16 protein-coding genes are annotated in these 16956 nt (G+C 61.5%); 9 read left to right on the forward strand and 7 right to left on the reverse strand.

Going from position 1 to position 16956, the window contains the following annotated elements; genetic code table 11:
• Positions 1–18 precede the first annotated feature (18 nt).
• From J3P97_RS16575 to J3P97_RS16595, 5 genes are all read right to left on the reverse strand, one after another.
• A complete protein-coding gene (locus J3P97_RS16575; protein WP_305500349.1) occupies positions 19–267 on the reverse strand; it encodes a DUF1652 domain-containing protein in 249 nt (82 codons plus the stop codon).
• A 233-nt stretch (positions 268–500) separates the two neighbouring features.
• The gene (locus J3P97_RS16580) at positions 501–1985 is read right to left on the reverse strand and encodes a PAS domain S-box protein (RefSeq protein ID WP_434601155.1); all 1485 of its coding nucleotides are present in this window, start codon (positions 1983–1985) and stop codon (positions 501–503) included.
• Between the two features lie 91 nt (positions 1986–2076).
• On the reverse strand, positions 2077–3210 hold the full coding sequence (locus tag J3P97_RS16585) for an HlyD family secretion protein (protein WP_434601156.1): 1134 nt from the start codon (positions 3208–3210) through the stop codon (positions 2077–2079).
• Positions 3207–4868: an MFS transporter gene (locus J3P97_RS16590; RefSeq protein ID WP_434672300.1), complete on the reverse strand. Its 1662-nt coding sequence runs from the start codon at positions 4866–4868 to the stop codon at positions 3207–3209. The genes J3P97_RS16585 and J3P97_RS16590 overlap by 4 nt, the downstream gene beginning before the upstream one ends.
• 140 nt (positions 4869–5008) lie before the next feature.
• On the reverse strand, positions 5009–5287 hold the full coding sequence (locus J3P97_RS16595; protein ID WP_434601158.1) for a hypothetical protein: 279 nt from the start codon (positions 5285–5287) through the stop codon (positions 5009–5011).
• Positions 5288–5710: 423 nt separating this feature from the next.
• Here J3P97_RS16595 and J3P97_RS16600 point away from each other — a divergent pair, with 423 nt between their 5' ends.
• From J3P97_RS16600 to J3P97_RS16630, 7 genes are all read left to right on the forward strand, one after another.
• Complete coding sequence (locus J3P97_RS16600; protein WP_434630184.1) at positions 5711–7009, forward strand: OprD family porin; 1299 nt, start codon at positions 5711–5713, stop codon at positions 7007–7009.
• A 170-nt stretch (positions 7010–7179) separates the two neighbouring features.
• The gene (locus tag J3P97_RS16605) at positions 7180–8001 is read left to right on the forward strand and encodes an NAD-dependent epimerase/dehydratase family protein (RefSeq protein ID WP_434630182.1); all 822 of its coding nucleotides are present in this window, start codon (positions 7180–7182) and stop codon (positions 7999–8001) included.
• 41 nt (positions 8002–8042) lie between these two features.
• Positions 8043–8948 (forward strand): SMP-30/gluconolactonase/LRE family protein, encoded by a 906-nt coding sequence (locus J3P97_RS16610; RefSeq protein WP_434672301.1) that lies wholly within the window; start codon positions 8043–8045, stop codon positions 8946–8948.
• A gap of 56 nt (positions 8949–9004) precedes the next feature.
• Positions 9005–9976: a TRAP transporter substrate-binding protein gene (locus tag J3P97_RS16615; protein WP_434601162.1), complete on the forward strand. Its 972-nt coding sequence runs from the start codon at positions 9005–9007 to the stop codon at positions 9974–9976.
• Positions 9977–10053: 77 nt separating this feature from the next.
• A complete protein-coding gene (locus J3P97_RS16620; protein WP_434672302.1) occupies positions 10054–10581 on the forward strand; it encodes a TRAP transporter small permease in 528 nt (175 codons plus the stop codon).
• The gene (locus J3P97_RS16625) at positions 10581–11861 is read left to right on the forward strand and encodes a TRAP transporter large permease (RefSeq protein ID WP_434672303.1); all 1281 of its coding nucleotides are present in this window, start codon (positions 10581–10583) and stop codon (positions 11859–11861) included. Before J3P97_RS16620 ends, J3P97_RS16625 begins: the two co-directional genes overlap by 1 nt.
• A 159-nt stretch (positions 11862–12020) precedes the next feature.
• Positions 12021–12890 carry an aldose 1-epimerase gene (locus tag J3P97_RS16630; RefSeq protein WP_434672304.1) on the forward strand — a complete coding sequence of 290 codons (870 nt, stop codon included), beginning with the start codon at positions 12021–12023 and terminating at the stop codon, positions 12888–12890.
• Between the two features lie 132 nt (positions 12891–13022).
• Here J3P97_RS16630 and J3P97_RS16635 read toward each other — a convergent pair whose 3' ends face one another.
• Positions 13023–13823 carry a sulfite exporter TauE/SafE family protein gene (locus tag J3P97_RS16635; RefSeq protein ID WP_434672305.1) on the reverse strand — a complete coding sequence of 267 codons (801 nt, stop codon included), beginning with the start codon at positions 13821–13823 and terminating at the stop codon, positions 13023–13025.
• A gap of 207 nt (positions 13824–14030) precedes the next feature.
• Between J3P97_RS16635 and J3P97_RS16640 the strand changes: the two genes are divergently transcribed.
• Entirely contained in the window at positions 14031–14894 is an 864-nt protein-coding gene (locus J3P97_RS16640; RefSeq protein ID WP_434672306.1) for an MBL fold metallo-hydrolase, read from the forward strand.
• 142 nt (positions 14895–15036) lie between these two features.
• Here J3P97_RS16640 and bkdR read toward each other — a convergent pair whose 3' ends face one another.
• A complete protein-coding gene (gene bkdR / locus J3P97_RS16645; protein WP_003202929.1) occupies positions 15037–15525 on the reverse strand; it encodes a Bkd operon transcriptional regulator BkdR in 489 nt (162 codons plus the stop codon).
• A gap of 194 nt (positions 15526–15719) precedes the next feature.
• On the opposite strand from bkdR, the gene J3P97_RS16650 reads away from it, so the two are divergent.
• A complete protein-coding gene (locus J3P97_RS16650; protein WP_434573443.1) occupies positions 15720–16955 on the forward strand; it encodes a 3-methyl-2-oxobutanoate dehydrogenase (2-methylpropanoyl-transferring) subunit alpha in 1236 nt (411 codons plus the stop codon).
• Position 16956: the final 1 nt, after the last annotated feature.

A 16956-nucleotide genomic window follows, 5' to 3' on the forward strand; every position in this document is an offset into this window, starting at 1 on the left:
TCGCGTCGGTCTTATGGGTCAGGCCGGATCGCTGCGATGCAGCGGCGTGTTGTACAGCTCATAACGCAGTTCATCGATCAGCTTGTTCAAGCCTTCCTCGGAGCGGATGCTGTCGACGCTCATGCCGCTCACCACCAGGTCGACCTCGCCGCTTTCCTGGCGGTACAGGCGAATGGTCAGGGTGCCGTCACCGTTGAGGCTGCATTCACAGGCCAGTGGCGCAAAGCTTTGCTCGAGACGGGTACGTAACGGAGCCAGATGGGTCATCTGTGTACCTCAGCTTCGAAGTCGCAAATGACCGGTGGCCGGCCTCCTGGCTCCCATAGACGTCCTGTCGATCTCACACTTGAAGGGTTTGCTGCACATCGGGGCGTATTCCTTGACTGTTTCGTGGGGACGCGGCGTTCAACAGCAATGCCGCACCCCTCCAGCCTAGGGAGGTTATAGCCTGCGCAGAACCTGAATTTGCACCAGAATACCAGGTGCATTTGCACTGGCTATCATGGTGCCTTTATCCGCCATTCGTTCGCGAACAAGCCCCGCTCCCGCGCCCAGACAATCGCCTCGCTACGACTATGGACGTCGAGTTTCGAATACAGCGTCGCCACGTGATTGCGCACGGTGTTGGGGGCCAGTTTCAAGCGCGCGGCGATTTCCTTGTCGGCCAGGCCCTCGCAAATCAGCCCCAGTACGTCACGTTCGCGGGCGGTCAGCTCAGTGAACGACGTCGTCGGGGTCTGCGCATTGATACTCTTCACGTTGGCCAGTTTTTCGATCAGCGTACGGCTGAACCACGACGCGTCCTTCATCACTTCTTCGATGGCCGCTACCAGCTCCAGCTCCGAGCGCTTGCGTTCGGTGATATTCATCAGCACCAGCAGGAAACATGGCTTGCCCTGGATGATGACGGTATCGGCCGCCACTTCGCAGTCGATCTGCTCCCCGCCTTTCTTGTGCACCTTGACGTCGACCCTGGACACGGTGGCAGTCTTTTCCAGGCGCCCGAACAACGTCGCCGCCGCTTCCTTCTCGAGGAAGCCGATCTCCTCCACGGTCTTGCCCAACAGCTCTTCGCTGGCATAACCCGTCGCCTGGAGGAAGGCCTCGTTGATTTCCGCCAGTTGCAGCTCGGCGCTACAGATCAGCGTCGGCACCGGTGACAGCCGGAACGACTTGGCAAAACGCTCCTCGCTCTGGCGCAGCGCCGTTTCGGCCTTGCGCCGCGGCTCCATGTCCATGAACGAAAACAGCATGCAGTCTTCATCGTGGAGGTCCAGCGGCTGGCCAGCGACGATCACCTGTTTGTTGGTGCCATCGGGCAAGCGCAGTTCGGCCTGCATCTGCGGGATGGTCGCGCCCTGCCCCAGGCGCTCGACGGCCAGATCGCGCTTTTCGGCAGCCTCGAGCACATCCAGCTCATACACCGAACGCCCGATCACCTCTTCGCGGCTGTAGCCGGTCATTTCCAGGAAACCCGCGTTGACCTTGATATAGCGCAAATCGCTGAGACGGCAGATCACCGCTGGTGCCGGGTTGGCGCCAAAGGTTTTCTCGAAGCGCTGTTCGGCGCTGGCCCATTCCGTGGCATCGCTGAGAATCAGCACCAGGTATTCCGGCTCATCGTTGCGGTCGGTCAGCACCATGCTGCGGATGCGGTGCACCCAGGTGCGGTCCGGATCGGCCACGGGCGTGACCTCCACCAGCACATCGCTGAATTCGTCGCCGCGAGCGACGCGGGCGATGGGATAGTTGTCTTCGGGGAGCGAATGGTTGTTGCGATAACGCAAATTGAAACGCCGGGCGTACTCCTTGGCGTTGGCGCCCAACTCGCCAAGCTCCTCGACTCCGTGCATGGTCAAGGCCGCTTCGTTGGCCCAGGCAATCGTCTGGTCGACTTCGATCAGCATCACGCCATCCGATAGCCCGGCGATGATCTGCAGCAGTTGGCGGCGATTGGTATCGGTGCTCGGGACTTCCAGATTCATTGGATCTCCGTGGGGGTCAGAAACGCATGGAGGTTACGACTCCTGCACGAGTGACGCGTTCCCTGTGCAGGAAACGGCTTTCTTCTGCGGGTCATTGCTGTTCGGCGGCCGTGTCGATGCTCACCACCACCGACATCCCCGGCCGCAGGCGTTCACTTTCGGGCTGGTCCGGATCCACGGTGATGCGAACCGGAACGCGCTGGGCAATCTTGACGAAATTGCCGGTGGCGTTGTCGGCCTGCAGCAGGCTGAACTCGGAACCGGTGGCCGGGGAAATGCGTTCGACATGCCCCTGGAAGCGGCGATGGCCGAGGGCATCCACGGTGAAGCTTGCCGGCTGACCGACCCGTACCTTGTCCATCTGGGTTTCCTTGAGGTTGGCGATCACCCACTTCTGGTTCGGCACCAGCGCCATCAACTGCGCTCCGGAATTGACGTAGGCGCCCAGGCGCACGCCGATCTGCCCCAGCTGACCGTCCCGTGGCGCCAACACGCGCGTGTTGGACAGGTCAATGCGCGCCAGTTGCACCGCCGCCTCGGCGCTAGCGACAGCCGCTTCCAGGGAGCCGCGGTTGACGATGACGGTTTGCCGGTCCTGACGGGCAATTTCCAGGCTGGCCTGGGCCTGGGCGACGGCCGCGGTGGCTTGGGCGCTGGCGGCGCGACTGATATCCAGTTCACGCCTGGACACCGAACCGTCCTTTATCAACGCCTCGTTGCGGCGCAGGTCGGCGGCGGCTTTGTGGGCCTGGGCCTGGCTGTCGGCCAGCGCGGCCTGGCGCAGCTTGATGCTCGCCTCGGCGCTGTTGCGCTGCTGTACGACGTTGGCCAGGGCCGCCTGTTGCACCGCCAGCTGCGCCAGCGCCTGGTCGAGCCGTTGCCGGTAGATGCGGTCATCCAGGCGCACCAGCAGATCGCCGGCCTTGACGAACTGGAAGTCCTGCACCGGGACTTCATGGACGTAACCACTGAGCTGCGGCCCGATAATCGTCACCTGCCCGCGCACCAGAGCATTCTCGGTGGTTTCCACGGCGCTGCTGAACGGCGGCAATTGCCAGGCATAAAGCACCACCAGCACGCCGACAATCGCCACTGCGGCGAATCCGAGGGATGACAGCACCCGCACTCGCAGAGAGCGCGGTTTTGTCGCCGGAGCGGCAGGAGGCGCCTGGTCTTCCGGCGTATCGGCGATGGCGTTGGTGGTCGTGGTGGTCGGCTCGGTCATGGAGAAGTGGCACCGCTGGGTTGTGTCGAAGGGGCAGGCGCTGCGGCGGCGGGCTGGGTGGTGCTCATCAGCCACAGGGCACGAATGGAAATCCAGATCATGGTCAGCACGGCGATCACCGCGATCAGCATGAACACGTCGTTATAGGCAAGTATGTTGGCTTCGCGGGTAGCGGCCGTGGCGAGGCTGCGAAGGCCTTGCAGGTGACGCAGGCCCGGATCGGCAATCAGCGAACCCACCGCCGAACCGCCGCTGTCCACCCGCGCGGCGACGCGAGGGTCGAACTGACTCAGGTTCTCCACCAGATGGCTGGAATGGAATTTCTCGCGTACCACCTGGAACGTGCCGAGCACCGCGGCCCCCACCAGGCCGCCGAGGCTCTGGCAGATCCCGAACAGCACGGAAAAACTCACCAGGTTTCGCGGGTTGGTCAGCACATTGCGCACACCCAGCATCATCGTCGGCCCGAGGAAGAATGTGCTGCCGAACGCCAGCAGGAACTGGCTGAAATACATGTTTTGCGGACGGCTCAGGTTGTTCGAATAACTGTCCATCACCGACCCCGTGGCCATCAACGCCAGGGAAATGATCAGCGGCATGAACAGGTGCGCCGGGTTGATCGTCAGCGCACTGGTCACCAGCCCGGCGATACTGCCGATCAGCATCACCACATAAAGGCTGTGCATCTGCTGGCTGCTCATGTTCAGCGCTTGCAGGAAACCCACCGCCCCGGTGGACTGTTCCGAGGTCACCATGCGGATCAGAATCACCGCCAGGGCCAGGCGGATCATCACCCCGCTGCCGAGCCAACGCGTCATCAGCATCGGGTTGCTGCGGTTATGTTCGATCGCCAGGCCTGCCATGATCAACACGATGGAAGCCGCCGAGGCCACGCCGATCCATGGCGCTTCCAACCACCAGTCGATGCGCCCCAGCGACAACACCGCGCACAGCAAGGCGACGCCGCTGGCGAGCACGGTGAAGGTCAGGAAGTCGAGTTTTTCAAAGGTCTTGAAGCGATCACCCGGCGGCAACTTGAGCAGCAGCACGCAGCCCAGCGACAGCAGCGCCATGCCCAGCTCGAACAGGTACAAGCCGCGCCATTCGGCGATTTGCAGCAGGTCTTCAGAGAACAGCCGGGCCATTGGCAGCGCCAGCTGCGAAGTGCCCAAGCCCAACACCAGTGCCTTGAGCCGCCACTTGGCCGGGAAAGCCTGGACCATGTAATACAGGCCCAGGGAGCTGAGGGCCGCACCCACCATGCCATGGGCCGCACGCACGGCGATCGCCGAGTTCAGGTCGTTGACGAACAGATGGCCGAAGGTCACCAGGGCGTAGAGCGCCAGGAACACTTCGGTGAACGCGCGCAAGCCGAACTGCTGGCGGAACTTCACCAGCAGCAGGTTCATCGAGACGTTAGTCATGACGTAGGCCGCGGGCAACCAGGCCATCTCCGCCGTGGTGGCGCCCAGCGACCCTTGCAGATAGGGCAGATTGGCGATCACCAGCGAATTGCCCAAGCCCCCGGTCAATGCCACCAGCACGCCCACCAGCGCGTAGGCAAGCCGCTTGGGCGTGGGATGCAACGGCGTCGAGGGCGAACCGGGCAGCGTCGGCCGTTCGTGCGGCTGCCAGGCGCGCGGGGTGTAGTGATCCATTCAAAAACCTTGCGGGAACATAACGACAATAGGCCGCTGGTAACTTTCCAGATGCCTGTTCGACGACAAGGACCGCCAAGAAGTGCCGCAGTTGCTTTCGTGGCGAGGGAGCTTGCTCCCTCGCCACGGATCGTGATGGTTCAGGCGTCGCTGGCAGGGCCTGCCGCCTTCGAGCGGGCGCGATCCTTGGCGGCCTTGGCCTCGGCGGCCAGGCACTCCAGGCAGAACTGCTCGGCGTAAGACATGAGGATTTCCGTGGTGTCGCCCTTGATCGTGCGCGAGCCGGCGAGAATGTAGCGCATACGTTTTTCAGTGATGCCGATGCGCAAGGCAATCCAGGCCGGCGTCTGGCCGATGCGGTCGACGAGTTTGTTGGCATATTCGGTGGAATGGTTGTAGCGCTCGGCATTGGGAAACATGAGGAGGGTCCATGGAAGGGAATCAAAGCAGGGCGGCAGGTTACTCCTTTTTGCGCTGGCAGCCTGTTTTTGTGCCTGTTCGATGACTGGAAACGCCGCCGATGCTTTTGTGGCGAGGGAGCTTGCTCCCTCGCCACAAAAGCTTTATAGGCAGGCCCATTCGACTAATGTCTTAGACCAGTCATCGCACAACCCGATCTGCTCGCAGCTATTCTTCAGACCGCAGCATGCCTCACAGCGAAGCCCTTCCAGCCTAAGGTGCGCCCATAACCCCACGAGATGCCCACCCATCAGCGGCTATCGGAAAGCAAAATTCGCAGTAATGGCCAGTTGACAAGAATCACCCGCCACCAAATAATCCCTGCCATGTTGTACGACGACGTATAACAGATAAAAACAACAAAAAAGCAAGGGAGCGTCAGAGTGAGCACACGTGTCCGTTTTTCGCCCAAGAACCGTCCAACCCGTCCTTTTTCCCCATCGAATGTCGCCCTGGGCCTGATCAGTTGCAGCAGCCTGGCCATGTTCCTGCCCATGACAGCCAGCGCCGCAGGTTTTGTCGATGACGCCAAAGCCACGCTGAATCTGCGCAACGCCTATTTCAACCGCAACTTCGTCAACGACGCCGCCGCCCAAGGCAAAGCCGAGGAATGGACTCAAAGCTTCATCCTCGACGCCAAGTCCGGTTTCACCCAAGGCACGGTCGGCTTCGGCGTGGACGTGCTCGGCCTGTACTCGGTCAAGCTCGACGGCGGTCGCGGCACCGCCGGTACCCAGCTGCTGCCGGTGCACGACGACGGTCGCCCGGCCGATGACTTCGGCCGGTTGGGCGTGGCCCTCAAGGCCAAGGTCTCGAAGACCGAGCTGAAAGTCGGCGAGTGGATGCCGGTGCTGCCAATCCTGCGTTCCGACGACGGTCGCTCCCTGCCGCAAACCTTCCAGGGCGGCCAGGTCACTTCCACCGAGATCAACGGCTTGAGCCTCTACGGTGGTCAGTTCCGTGGCAACAGCCCGCGCAACGACGCGAGCATGGAAGACATGTCGATGAACGGCCGTGGTGCCTTCACTTCCGACCGTTTCAACTTCGGCGGCGGCGAATATGCCTTCAACGAAAAACGCACCCAGGTCGGCGTTTGGTACGCGGAACTGTCCGACATCTACCAGCAGCAGTATTTCAACCTGACCCACAGCCAACCCATGGGCGACTGGACCCTGGGCGCCAACCTGGGCTACTTCACCGGCAAGGAAGACGGCAGCGCCCTGGCCGGCGACCTGGATAACAAGACCGCGTTCGCCATGCTCTCGGCCAAATACGGTGGCAACACCTTCTATGTCGGCCTGCAGAAAGTCGGCGGCGATGATGCCTGGATGCGCGTCAACGGCACCAGCGGCGGCACCCTGGCGAACGACAGCTACAACTCCAGCTATGACAACGCCAAGGAAAAATCCTGGCAGTTGCGCCACGACTTCAACTTCGCCGCCGTCGGCGTGCCGGGCCTGACCCTGATGAACCGCTATATCAGCGGTGACAACGTGCACACCGCCACCGTCGATGACGGCAAGGAATGGGGCCGCGAGACCGAGCTGGCGTACACCGTGCAGAGCGGTGCGCTGAAGAGCCTTAACGTAAAATGGCGTAACGCATCGATTCGTCGCGACTTCAGCACCAACGAATTCGACGAGAACCGGATCTTCATCAGCTACCCGATTTCGCTGTTGTAACGGAAGGATTCAGCCTGGGCGCATCCCATGGCAATCTACGGCAAGGACGCCGTTCCAGAGCGGTTCGTCGATCAAACGTTGACAAGGCAGCAGAAGGATAAGGATATTCGCCCTCGGTCGTACGACAACTTATAACAACTGTACCTCTCACTGTTTGCTCAGGTAATGCCATGACCACCACACAGATTCGCCACCCTTTCAATCGCTTGCTGTTGACCGGCGCCGCCGGCGGCCTTGGCAAAGTCTTGCGCGAACGCCTCAAGCCTTACGCCCGCCATATTCGCCTGTCGGACATCGCCAACATGGCACCGGCCATCGACGAAAGCGAAGAAGTGGTGCCCTGCGACCTGTCGGATAAACAGGCCGTGCACCAATTGGTGGAAGGCGTCGACGCCATCCTGCATTTTGGCGGTGTGTCGGTCGAGCGTCCGTTCGAAGAGATCCTCGGCGCCAACATCAGCGGCGTGTTCCATATTTATGAAGCCGCGCGCAAGCACGGCGTCAAGCGCGTGATCTTCGCCAGTTCCAACCATGTCATCGGTTTCTACAAGCAGGACCAGACCCTCGACGCCCTCTCCCCTCGCCGTCCGGATGGCTACTACGGCCTGTCCAAGTCCTACGGCGAAGACATGGCCAGTTTCTACTTCGATCGCTACGGCATCGAGACCGTGAGCATCCGCATCGGCTCGTCATTCCCGGAACCACAGAACCGCCGGATGATGAGCACCTGGCTGAGCTTCGACGACCTCACCCAACTGATCGAATGCTCGCTCTACACCCCGAAGGTCGGCCACACCGTGGTCTACGGCATGTCCGCCAACCGCGACGTCTGGTGGGACAACAGCCATGCCGCGCACCTGGGCTACCAGCCCAAGGACACGTCGGAAATCTTCCGCGCCAAAGTCGAAGCCCAGCCGATGCCGGCCGAGGATGACCCGGCCAGGATCTACCAGGGCGGCGCCTTTGTTGCTGCCGGCCCGTTCGACAACTGATTCGCCTGTTTCATGGGATACACACGAACCAAGGAATCGCCATGCAAGCCGAATTGATTGTCGACGCACGCAATGCCGTCGGGGAAAGCCCCGTGTGGGTCCCCGAGGAAAATGCCCTCTATTGGGTGAACATCCCCAGCGGCGGCCTGCAACGCTGGAACGCCAGCACTGGAAAAATCCAGGGCTGGGAAGCACCGGAAATGCTCGCCTGCATTGCCCGTCACCAGGACGGCGGCTGGGTCGCGGGCATGGAAAGCGGTTTCTTCCGTCTGCAGCCCAATGACGATGGCAGCCTGGACAGCGAGCTGTGCGCCAGCGTCGAGCACAGCCGTACCGACATGCGCCTCAACGATGGCCGCTGTGATCGCCAGGGCCGTTTCTGGGCCGGCAGCATGGTGCTGAACATGGGCGCCAACGCCGACGAAGGCCGGATGTACCGTTTTGACGCCGGGCAAAGCAGCCCGGTCGAGCCACAGCTCAGCGGTTTCATCGTGCCCAACGGCCTGGGTTTCAGCCCCGACGGACGGACGATGTACCTCTCCGATTCGCACCCGTTGATCCAGCAGATCTGGGCCTTCGACTACGACATCGACAGCGGCACCCCGTCCAACCGGCGGCTGTTCGTGGACATGATGCCCCTGGCCGGACGGCCGGACGGCGCAGCGGTGGATGCCGATGGTTGCTACTGGATCTGCGCCAATGACGCCGGGCTGATTCACCGCTTCACCCCGGACGGACGCCTCGACCGTTCGCTGGAAGTGCCGGTGAAAAAACCGACCATGTGCGCCTTCGGCGGAGACCAGCTCGATACCCTCTTTGTCACCTCGATCCGTCCGGGTGACGACAATGATCCGCAATCCCTGGCCGGTGGCGTGTTCGCCCTCAACCCCGGCATCAAGGGCCTGGCTGAACCGGCTTTCGGAGGATGGAAACACGCCGCGAACTGATCTGCTTTGCCGCTTCACATCGATAGACATAAAAACAACAACACTGGAGATTGACCATGAATTTCAAACGCACGCTTTTGATCGCGGCCTTGCCCTTGGCCTTTCTGGCCCAGGCGGCACACGCTGAACTTACCCTGAAAATCGCCGACATCCACCCCAAGGGCTACCCGACCGTAGTCGCCGAGGAGTCCATGGGTAAAGCCCTGGAAGCCGAGAGCAAGGGCGAACTGAAGTTCAAGTTTTTCCCAGGTGGCGTACTGGGTTCCGAAAAAGAAGTCATCGAGCAAATGCAAGCCGGCGCGATCCAGATGTCCCGGGTCAGCCTGGGCATTGTCGGCCCTGTGGTGCCGGACGTGAACGTCTTCAACATGCCGTTCATCTTCCGCGACCAGGCCCACATGCGCGCCGTCATCGACGGCGACGTGGGCGACGCGATCCTCGACCGGATCACCAACTCCGAATTCGGCCTGGTGGCCCTGGCCTGGATGGACGGCGGCACCCGCAACCTCTACACCAAGAAACCGGTGCGCAAGCTCGAAGATCTGAAGGGCATGAAGATTCGCGTCCAAGGCAACCCGATGTTCATCGAAACCTTCAACGCCATGGGCGCCAACGGTATCGCCATGGACACCGGCGAGATCTTCAGCGCCCTGCAGACCGGCGTGATCGACGGCGCGGAAAACAACCCGCCGACCATGCTTGAGCACAACCACTACCAGAACGCCAAGTTCTACAGCCTGACCGGCCACCTGATCCTGCCAGAGCCGATCGTGATGTCGAAAATCACCTGGAACAAGCTCACGCCGGAGCAACAGGACATGGTGAAAAAAGCCGCCAAGGCAGCCCAGGCTGAAGAGCGCGTGCTGTGGGACAAGAAGTCCGCCGCCAGTGAAGAAAAACTCAAGGCCGCCGGCGTCGAGTTCATCACCGTCGACAAAAAACCCTTCTATGACGCCACCGCGCCGATCCGGGCCAAATACGGTGCTCCGTACGCCGATCTGATCAAGCGCATCGAGGCTGTCCAGTAAGACCCTCTTAATCTGTACTCATGAAAAGGCTGGGCGCGCCTGCGGTTAAAAGGCGCGCCCAGTTACGGTGGAACCCGATGAAGAATTTGCTGCTGCGTATCAACGACACGATTTACATGACTTGCATCTGGGTGGCCGGCCTCTCTGTCCTGGCAGTTGCGCTGATGATTCCCTGGGGTGTGTTTGCCCGTTACGTGCTCGGCTCAGGCTCGAGCTGGCCGGAGCCCACCGCCATCTTGCTGATGATCGTGTTCACTTTCATCGGTGCAGCTGCCAGCTACCGCTCCGGCTCGCACATGGCCGTGGATATGGTCACCAGCCGCATGCCCCCGCACTTGCAAACCTTGGCTTCGGTTTTCACGCAACTGTTGATGGCGGCGGTGTGCATTTTCATGACCGTCTGGGGCACCAAGCTGTGCATGACCACCTGGAATCAGTTCATGAGCGCCATCCCCACCCTGCGCGTCGGCATCACCTACATGCCGATCCCGATCGGTGGTTTCCTGACCCTGATTTTTGTCCTGGAAAAACTCTTGCTGGGTGATCAAAGCAAGCGTCGGGTCGTGCAGTTCGACCTGGTTGAAGAAAACGAAGGTGCCGCTTAATGGACGCTCTGATTCTGCTGGGCAGTTTTTTGTTGTTGATCCTGATCGGCATGCCGGTCGCCTACGCGCTGGGCGCTGCCGCCCTGATCGGGGCGTGGTGGATCGATATTCCGTTCCAGGCCATGATGATTCAGGTAACGGGCGGGGTGAACAAGTTCTCGCTGCTGGCCATTCCGTTCTTCGTCCTGGCCGGCGCGATCATGGCCGAGGGCGGCATGTCCCGCCGATTGGTGGCATTCGCCAGTGTGTTGGTAGGCTTCGTGCGCGGTGGCCTGTCTTTGGTCAACCTCGTGGCTTCGAGTTTCTTCGGCGCGATCTCCGGCTCCTCGGTGGCCGATACCGCCTCGGTCGGCTCGGTGCTGATCCCGGAAATGACACGCCGGGGCTATCCGCGTGAATACGCCACCGCCGTCACCGTCAGTGGTTCGGTACAAGCGCTGCTGACGCCGCCAAGCCACAACGCGGTGCTGTACTCCCTCGCCGCTGGCGGCACCGTCTCCATTGGTTCGCTGTTCATGGCCGGCATCGTCCCCGGCATCATGATGAACCTGTGCCTGATGGCGCTGTGCCTGGTTTTTGCGAAAAAGCGCAATTACCCGAAGGGCGAAGTGATTCCGCTCAAGCAAGCGTTGAAGATCTGCAAGGAAGCCATGTGGGGCATGATGACCCTGTTCATCATCCTTGGCGGCATTCTCTCGGGTGTGTTCACCGCCACCGAATCGGCCGCGATTGCCGTGGTGTGGGCATTCTTCGTCACCATGTGTATCTATCGCGACTACAAGTGGAGCGAGTTGCCGAAACTGATGCACCGTACGGTACGCACCATCTCCATCGTGATGATCCTGATCGGCTTCGCCGCCAGCTTCGGCTACATCATGACGCTGATGGAGATTCCGGCGAAGATCACCACCGCGTTCCTGACACTGTCGGACAACCGCTACGTGATCCTGATGTGCATCAACGTGATGTTGCTGCTGTTGGGCACCGTGATGGACATGGCGCCGCTGATCCTGATCCTGACGCCAATCCTGATGCCAGTGATCGTGGGCATCGGTGTGGACCCGGTGCAGTTCGGCATGATCATGCTGGTGAACCTCGGTATCGGCCTGATCACGCCACCGGTGGGCGCGGTGTTGTTCGTCGGTTCCGCCATCGGCAAGGTCAGCATTGAAAGTACCGTGAAGGCGCTGCTGCCGTTCTACGCCATGCTGTTCCTGGTGCTGATGCTGGTGACCTACGTTCCTGCCATTTCGTTGTGGCTGCCGAATCTGGTGTTGTAACCCCAACAGTGAGCAAGCCCTCTTGTGGCGAGGGAGCTTGCTCCCGCTGGACTGCGCAGCAGGCCCCTCCGGTGTCAATCGGGGCGTCTGCTTCGCAGCCGAGCGGGAGCAAGCTCCCTCGCCACAAAAGCTTTCAGCCCTTACAAAAAAGACGCCGCCATGACACCACCTCTCCTTCATCTCGAAGACGAACTCACTCGCCTCACCCTGGCTCCGCACCTGGGCGCCAGCCTCGTTGAATGGACATTGCGCAGCACCGGTGCGCCGTTGCTGCGCCCGCCCGCACCACAAGCGCTGGAAAACCGCCTGCCAGGAAAACTCGGCTGCTTCCCGTTGATCCCCTGGTCAAACAGGATCGCCCAAGGCGGTTTCGACTGCCCGGGCGGCTGGCTCGCCCTGGAAGCCAATAGCCCCAACGATCCCTTTCCGATCCACGGCAGTGCCTGGCAGCAGCCCTGGCAAGTCACCGAACAAACTGGCCAGGAAGCCTTGCTGCAGCTGGACAGCCAAACCCCGTTCGCCTATTGCGCCAGCCTGCGCATCCGCCTCGGTGGCGGCCAACTGCAGATAGCGCTGCACGTCACCCACATGGCCGAACAGGCCGCCTGGCACGGGTTGGGCTTGCATCCATATTTGCCACGCACCGCCGGCACTCGCCTGCAAACTCGTGCCAGCGAAGTCTGGATGTGCGACGTCTCGAAACTGCCAACGGAACTGACGGGCGTACCCCCAGCGTGGGATTTCCAGCAACCTCGACTACTGCCCGACACTCTCGTCGATAACGGTTTCGGCGGTTGGGATGGGCAGTGTCTGATCCAGCAACCTGACTTGGGCTACGAACTGGAATGTCGCGCCAGCGGCAGCGAATATTTCCTGCTGTACTGCCCCGTCGGTCTGGATTTCTTCTGCATCGAACCGGTCAGCCATCCGGTCAACGCTCATCACCTGCCAGGACGGCCGGGGTTGCGCTTGCTGGAGCAAGGGCAGTCGGTGGCGTTGGGGTTTTCGATGCAATGCCGAGAACTATAGGCGCGCCAATCCCCGTGGCGAGGGAGCTTGCTCCCGCTGGACTGCGCAGCAGGCCCCTGCGGTGTCAATCGGGGCGTCTGCTTCGCAGCCGAGCGGGAGCAAGCTCCCTCGCCACAAAAGCCTTCTCCTGCGCTAAGCCCGCAATAACATGAACCCCGCCACCGCCAGACACACCCCGGCAAACCCCACCTGCAACCCGCGCGCCGGAAGCTTCGCGGAGAATCGTCGCCCCAAAGTCATTCCGACGATGCTCGCCGCAATGAACGCCGCCCCTACCCGGTCGATGCTGACCCCGGCATGAAACGCGCCCACCACGCCGATCAACGAAATCAGGCTGATGACCATCAAGGAGGTGGCGACAATGCCGCGCATCTGCACGTCGGTCAGTTGCTTGAACGCCGGGACTATCAGGAAACCGCCACCCACCCCCAGCAGGCCCGAAACCATGCCCGTGACCGCGCCCAACGCCGACAGCGTGGCGGTGCAGCGGGCGGTCCAGGCCAGGCGCCCGGTCTGCTGATCCAGCATGCAGTTCTTCTGGCCCCAACTGGCCGCGCCGTGGTCGCTGGGTCCCGGCTGCGGGGTTTCCCGGCGCAGCATGCGCGCCGCCACCAGCACCATCAGCAGGCTGAACAGAATCATCAGGATTTTTTCTGAAAGCCGGTGAGCGAAATAGACGCCCACCGGCGAGAACACCGCGCCCAGCAACGCGATGAGCAAGGCCGCGCGGTAACGCACCAGCCCATGGCGCAACCCATCGATGGCGCCGACAGCTGCGGCGCTGCCCACTGCAAACAACGCCACCGGCGCGGCCTGGGTCATGCTCCAACCCAGGCCCAACACCAACGCCGGCACGGCCAGAATTCCGCCGCCCGCCCCTGTCAGGCCAAGGATCAGGCCCATGATCACACCAAAAAAACTTGCCAGTAACATAACCGTCTCTCAAGCCGCGCACGCCTGTTGTCAGGCGTGATCGCATTTGCAGGACGCGGTGGCCCTCACTTAAGCTGCGGACCATATGTTGTAAGTCCCAAGCGTTGCAACCCGCTATTCATAGATTGGTATATGACGAGCGAGCTTGCTCCCGCTGGGCCGCGTAGCAGCCCCTTTCATGAGTTCTTCCCGCACAGGTTCGTTGTCATGCCCGCGCAGATCCAAAGCTTCCTCGACCCCGCTTCAAAGACCTATACCTACGTGGTTTATGAACACGCTGGCGGGTCCTGTGCGGTGGTCGACCCGGTGCTCGACTACGACCCGGCGTCAGGCCGCAGCGGCACGGAGCAGGCCGATCGGGTGATCGCTTTCGTGACTGAACATCAGTTGACGGTGCAATGGCTGCTGGAAACCCACGCCCATGCCGATCACTTGTCCGCCGCTCCTTACCTGCGGGGGAAACTGGGCGGCAAGATTGCCATCGGCGAATCCATCCATCAGGTACAGAGTGTCTTCAAGACGCTGTTCAATCTCGAAGCGCAATTTGCCGTGGATGGTTCACAGTTCGATCACCTGTTCGCGGCCGACGAATCTTTTTTTATCGGCAACCTCAAGGCCACCGCGCTGCACGTTCCCGGCCACACCCCGGCGGACATGGCCTACCTGATCGATGGCGATGTGATCTTGGTGGGTGACACGCTGTTCATGCCTGATGTGGGCACTGCCCGCTGCGACTTCCCTGGCGGCGATGCCCGTCAGCTCTACGCTTCGATCCGCAAGCTGCTGGCCTTCCCTGCCGGCGTTCGACTCTACGTATGCCACGATTACCCGCCGGAGGGTCGCGAGCCCCAGTGCATGAGCACCGTGGGCGAGCAGCGCCAGCACAACATCCATGTTCGCGACGGCATCGACGAGACCGCGTTCGTGGCCATGCGCACCCAGCGCGACAAGACCCTGGGGATGCCGACGCTGCTGTTGCCGGCGATCCAGGTGAATGTGCGGGCAGGCCATTTGCCGCCGGCGGAGGGTAATGGCGTGACCTATCTGAAGATTCCGATCAATCAGCTTTAGCAGCTTGGGGCCGCTGCGCCCGAGGCGTCGGACCGGCCCAGCGGGAGCAAGCTCCCTCGCCACGGTGGTGGGTCTGCTTGTCAGATGCTGAATGTGCCGACGCCTTCGCGAGCAGGCTCGCTCCCACAGGGATTGGGGTGACTCAGGTACCCAGCGTCAGCCCGTTGGCCGGAAGCGGCAACGCGGTCTTGTAGCGCACCTGCTTGAGGGCGAAGCTTGAGCGGATGTTTGCCACCCCGGGGACTTTGGTCAGGAAATCCATCATGAACCGCTCCAGCGACTGGATGGTCGGCACCAGCACACGGATCAGGTAATCCGGGTCGCCCGCCATCAGGTAGCACTCCATCACTTCCGGCCGGTCGGAGATCGCTTCTTCGAAATGCTGCAGCGCCTCTTCCACCTGTTTCTCCAGGCTGACATGGATAAACACGTTGACGTGCAGGCCGAGCAGGTCGGCATCCAGCAGGGTGACCTGCTCGCGAATCACTCCCAGCTCCTCCATCGCCCGGACCCGATTGAAGCACGGCGTCGGCGACAGGTTGACCGAACGGGCAAGGTCGGCATTGGTGATGCGGGCGTTTTCCTGAAGGCTGTTGAGAATGCCGATGTCGGTGCGATCCAATTTGCGCATGAGACAAAATTTCCTGTTTCTTATGGTTGTGCAGATTTTTTATCTGCAAATCATCTAAACAGCAAGCTAACAGAGAAAAAAATTCTCCTACGTCGAGCCTATGATTGTTGTAGGACAATTTCCCACCTACCCAGGGAAATTCGTCAGCTAGCGCGCCCACTACAAGAAATTCACAAGATCGAGCGTAGAAAGCCATGAACCCAGCGTACGAACCGCTACGCCTGCACGTCCCCGAACCTTCGGGCCGTCCCGGCTGCAAGACCGACTTCTCCTACCTGCATCTGACCGATGCCGGCACGGTGCGCAAACCTCCCATCGACGTCGAACCCGCCGACACCGCCGACCTGGCGCGCAGCCTGATTCGCGTGCTCGACGACCAGGGCAACGCCCTGGGCGAATGGGCTGAAAACGTCCCCGTCGAGATCATGCGCAAGGGCATGCGCGCCATGCTCAAGACACGCATCTACGACAACCGCATGGTCGTCGCCCAGCGCCAGAAAAAGATGTCGTTCTACATGCAGAGCCTTGGCGAGGAAGCCATCGGCAGCGCCCAGGCCCTGGCCCTGAACATCGACGACATGTGCTTCCCGACCTACCGCCAGCAAAGCATCCTCATGGCCCGCGACGTGCCGCTGGTGGACCTGATCTGCCAACTGTTGTCCAACGAGCGCGATCCGCTCAAGGGCCGGCAGTTGCCGATCATGTATTCGGTGAAGGACGCCGGTTTCTTCACCATTTCCGGCAACCTCGCCACCCAGTTCATCCAAGGCGTGGGCTGGGGCATGGCCTCGGCGATCAAGGGCGACACCAAGATCGCCTCGGCCTGGATCGGCGACGGCGCCACCGCCGAGTCGGACTTCCACACCGCCCTCACCTTCGCCCACGTCTACCGCGCCCCGGTGATCCTCAACGTGGTCAACAATCAGTGGGCGATTTCCACCTTCCAGGCAATTGCCGGCGGTGAAGCCACCACTTTCGCCGGACGCGGCGTCGGCTGCGGCATCGCCTCGCTGCGGGTCGATGGCAACGATTTCATCGCCGTCTACGCCGCGTCGCGCTGGGCCGCCGAACGGGCCCGCCGCAACCTCGGCCCGGCCCTGATCGAATGGGTCACCTACCGCGCCGGCCCGCACTCCACATCTGACGATCCTTCGAAATACCGCCCCGCCGACGACTGGAGTCACTTCCCGTTGGGCGACCCGATTGCCCGCCTCAAGCAGCATCTAGTGAAGATCGGCCAGTGGTCCGAAGAGGAACACGCCGCTGTCACCGCCGAGCTTGAAGCCGAGGTGATCGCCGCGCAGAAAGAAGCCGAGCAGTACGGCACCCTTGCCGGCGGGCAGATTCCGAGCGCCGCGACCATGTTCGAGGACGTCTACAAAGAGATGCCGGAGCATTTGAAGCGCCAGCGTCAGCAGTTGGGGATCTGAC

Source organism: Pseudomonas sp. R1-15 (genome assembly GCF_051132085.1).
Taxonomy (GTDB): Bacteria; Pseudomonadota; Gammaproteobacteria; order Pseudomonadales; family Pseudomonadaceae; genus Aquipseudomonas.

Excerpts from the sequence above, each read along its gene's own strand:
- J3P97_RS16605 (WP_434630182.1), top strand. The coding sequence starts at position 7,180 with ATGACCACCACACAGATTCGCCACCCTTTCAATCGCTTGCTGTTGACC.
- J3P97_RS16590 (WP_434672300.1), bottom strand. The coding sequence starts at position 4,868 with ATGGATCACTACACCCCGCGCGCCTGGCAGCCGCACGAACGGCCGACG.
- J3P97_RS16595 (WP_434601158.1), bottom strand. The coding sequence starts at position 5,287 with ATGTTTCCCAATGCCGAGCGCTACAACCATTCCACCGAATATGCCAAC.
- J3P97_RS16585 (WP_434601156.1), bottom strand. The coding sequence starts at position 3,210 with ATGACCGAGCCGACCACCACGACCACCAACGCCATCGCCGATACGCCG.
- bkdR (WP_003202929.1), bottom strand. The coding sequence starts at position 15,525 with ATGCGCAAATTGGATCGCACCGACATCGGCATTCTCAACAGCCTTCAG.
- J3P97_RS16635 (WP_434672305.1), bottom strand. The coding sequence starts at position 13,823 with ATGTTACTGGCAAGTTTTTTTGGTGTGATCATGGGCCTGATCCTTGGC.
- J3P97_RS16575 (WP_305500349.1), bottom strand. The coding sequence starts at position 267 with ATGACCCATCTGGCTCCGTTACGTACCCGTCTCGAGCAAAGCTTTGCG.
- J3P97_RS16615 (WP_434601162.1), top strand. The coding sequence starts at position 9,005 with ATGAATTTCAAACGCACGCTTTTGATCGCGGCCTTGCCCTTGGCCTTT.
- J3P97_RS16580 (WP_434601155.1), bottom strand. The coding sequence starts at position 1,985 with ATGAATCTGGAAGTCCCGAGCACCGATACCAATCGCCGCCAACTGCTG.
- J3P97_RS16625 (WP_434672303.1), top strand. The coding sequence starts at position 10,581 with ATGGACGCTCTGATTCTGCTGGGCAGTTTTTTGTTGTTGATCCTGATC.
- J3P97_RS16620 (WP_434672302.1), top strand. The coding sequence starts at position 10,054 with ATGAAGAATTTGCTGCTGCGTATCAACGACACGATTTACATGACTTGC.
- J3P97_RS16640 (WP_434672306.1), top strand. The coding sequence starts at position 14,031 with ATGCCCGCGCAGATCCAAAGCTTCCTCGACCCCGCTTCAAAGACCTAT.
- J3P97_RS16630 (WP_434672304.1), top strand. The coding sequence starts at position 12,021 with ATGACACCACCTCTCCTTCATCTCGAAGACGAACTCACTCGCCTCACC.
- J3P97_RS16650 (WP_434573443.1), top strand. The coding sequence starts at position 15,720 with ATGAACCCAGCGTACGAACCGCTACGCCTGCACGTCCCCGAACCTTCG.
- J3P97_RS16610 (WP_434672301.1), top strand. The coding sequence starts at position 8,043 with ATGCAAGCCGAATTGATTGTCGACGCACGCAATGCCGTCGGGGAAAGC.